Origin of the sequence: Actinomadura sp. BRA 177, from assembly GCF_013372625.1 — a bacterium.
GTDB lineage: Bacteria > Actinomycetota > Actinomycetes > Streptosporangiales > Streptosporangiaceae > Spirillospora.
In genome coordinates this window covers 1-2,008 of sequence record NZ_JABXFD010000521.1, presented here as the reverse complement: position 1 = coordinate 2,008, position 2,008 = coordinate 1, and the positions used below count along the sequence as shown (strand labels likewise).

Annotated in this window: 1 protein-coding gene, 1 tRNA gene and 1 pseudogene; 1 reads left to right on the top strand and 2 read right to left on the bottom strand. The window is 64.9% G+C overall.

All coding sequences use genetic code 11. From position 1 onward, the window contains the following. Nucleotides 1-224 precede the first annotated feature (224 nt). Nucleotides 225-285: transfer RNA gene (locus HUX53_RS30030), tRNA-Lys, on the top strand. 56 nt (nt 286-341) lie between these two features. Here the strand turns inward: HUX53_RS30030 and HUX53_RS43175 are convergent. Further along, nucleotides 342-638, bottom strand: coding sequence for a tyrosine-type recombinase/integrase (locus tag HUX53_RS43175; protein WP_369009221.1), 297 nt, complete (start codon nt 636-638; stop codon nt 342-344). 820 nt (nt 639-1,458) lie between these two features. Beyond that, nucleotides 1,459-1,866 (bottom strand): annotated as a pseudogene (locus tag HUX53_RS43170) (hypothetical protein); the annotation flags it as partial. Nucleotides 1,867-2,008: the final 142 nt, after the last annotated feature.

Genomic DNA, 2,008 nt, shown 5'->3' with positions numbered 1-2,008 from the left:
CTCCTACCTCATCAGCGCCCGCAACCACGGCGTCCGCCCCATCGACGCCATCCACCAAGCCCTCACCGGAACCCCCTGGACACCACCGGCAAAGGCCTGATCACGGCTTCACCCCGTGAATGGACACAGAGGCTGCCTTTACATTTTAGATTCGGGATTCAGTTGCAACCATCAAAACATCCCACTTCACTTTTGCAATCCCAAGAACGCCACAGGCGTGCGCAGGAGCGGCAGAGCTACGGACTTTTAATCCGTAGGTTGTGGGTTCGAGTCCCACGCGACCCACTCAACGCATCGCTTATGTGGCTTGCGGATACACGTCACGTGCACGCGGTGAGGGGCTACTCCTCCTCACCTTGGGAGGACGCGGGGAGGACGGAAGGGCGGTCTTCCTCAGCCGGGATCTTCCTTGGCACCAGTGCCGCAGCGGCTTCTGCGGCTTCGCGGGCGACCTCGGGGAGGACGCTGGTGTAAGTGTCGGCGGTAATGGCGAGCGAGGAGTGCCGCAGCAGCGCCTGGACCAACTTCATGTCCGCGCCACCGGCGAGCATCAGCGTCGCGGCGCCATGGCGGAGGTCGTGCAGGCGGATGGGCGGTAGCCCGGCGCCGTGGGCCAGCCGGGCGAACGCGTCCGTCACGTGGTCGGGATGTAGCGCCGAGCCGTCCTCCCGGGTGAAGACCTTTCCCGACTCCTGCCACACATGACCCCACTTGGCCCTGGCCTCGTCCTGCCGCCGACGATGGGGCTTCGAGCACGGTGACGGTGCCGGAGTCGAGCGGAATCGTGTCTTCGCCCGCCTCAGACTTGGGCTCACCGTCCTCGATCTCCCGGTAGGTGATCTTCACACGGTTCTCCCGAACGGTCAGCGACGCCCCGGCCAAGTCCAGGTCCAGCCACGCGAGCCCGCACGCCTCCCCGCGCCGCAGCCCCCGGAAAGCCATCAAGTGGAACAGCGCGTACAAAGGGTGGTCTGCGGCATGATCGAGAAAGATCCCGATCTGTTCAGGCGTCCACACCATCACCCGCGAAGGGCGCGGCAGCGACACCCAGACCTTGAATGCGTTGACCGTACGGCCGCTGGCCCGCTCTGCCGCCAGTTCCCGCTCGTAGGCCATCTGCCATGCGGTGACGCGTTCGCTGGTCCACACCAGCGCTTTGGGCCGCTTGCCTGTTGGGAGCTTGGTCAACTTCGCCACGTTCACTGCGGTCAGGCCCTGCCGTACCGCGTCCGCCAGGGCCGACCGCAGCGTCGCGCGGATGCGCTGCATGGTCGCTGCCCCGACCGTCCGGCGGTGCGGGCGAAGCCCGGCGAGTTCAGCGCGAGCGGCTCTGTGCGCTGCCTTGTCCCCGGATCGCCATGCCTGCCGGGCAGTCTCAAGCAATCGCCGGCGTTCTCCGGCCGCCCACAAGATGCGCTCGTTGTCGGTGTCGATCGCGGCGAACATCTCATGCACGTGTGAAACGCGTAGCTGGTCCAGTTCGATATGGCCCAGGTGGGGTTTGAGGTAGTAGTCGATGTGCTCGCCATAGGATTTGCGGGTACTGCGACGCAGGCCGCCGGGGCCGGTCAGCCACTCGTCGAGGTATTGCCCGACCGTGTACCGGACGCCCGGATCCAACCCGCGCAATGCCCGGCACCGTGCATCCTCAAGAGCGTTCTCAGCGTCCTCTTGCGTGGTGAACCCGCCCTGGCGGAGCCGACGACGCTTGCTACCCGGGCCGGCGTCGAGCTCCAGATAGAAGTACCAGGTACCGTGCCGCGGATTCCACGTGCCGCCCTCGTGACGCAGCTGTGGACAACGGGAAGCAAGTTCCTTTCTGCCCACACCACGGCATTTACACCTCTTGTACGTCGACCCCTTCATCGAAACCTGAGACTACGAGGCTAATTCAAAAGCTTGAGCTGGCGGCGTGGGCGGCGGCCCGGCTGGGCGTCGTTAATCCACAGCGTCCACAGATTCATGTGGATTAGATGAGAGGGGTAGACAAAACAACGGCCCGCACTCT